At 65.8% G+C, this 415-nt stretch carries 1 pseudogene; it reads right to left on the bottom strand.

What is annotated here, in order from left to right:
• Window positions 1-415: pseudogene (locus U5775_RS39105) on the bottom strand (4-hydroxy-2-oxovalerate aldolase); the annotation flags it as partial.

The raw sequence follows: 415 nt of genomic DNA, 5'->3' as shown, positions 1-415 counted from the left end.
ACCGAGCGCGAGCGTCTCGCGGTCCACGCGCACCGGGCGGTCCTGCAAAGGCCGCACGATGTCGTCGGCGGCGTCCATCAGCGTGTGGAGGTCGGTGCCGTGGTTCCAGCCCATGCGCTCGGCCGCGCCGATGAACACTTCGAGCGGCGCATTGCCCGCACCGGCGCCCATGCCCGCGAGTGACGCATCGATGCGGTCGCAACCTTCTTCCACGGCCACGATCGAGTTCGCCACGCCCAGCGAGAGATTATGGTGTGCGTGCATGCCCGTTTGCGTTTCGGGCTTTAGCGCCTGTTTTACGGCGCGGAATCGTGCGCGCACGTCGTTCATCGTGAGCGCGCCGCCCGAGTCCACCACATAGATGCAGGTCGCGCCGTAGCTTTCCATTTTCTTCGCTTCGACCGCGAGGTTTTCC

It is taken from the genome of Paraburkholderia sp. J63, from assembly GCF_905220245.1.
Lineage (GTDB): Bacteria > Pseudomonadota > Gammaproteobacteria > Burkholderiales > Burkholderiaceae > Paraburkholderia.
This window is presented reverse-complemented; position numbering and strand designations above follow the sequence as displayed.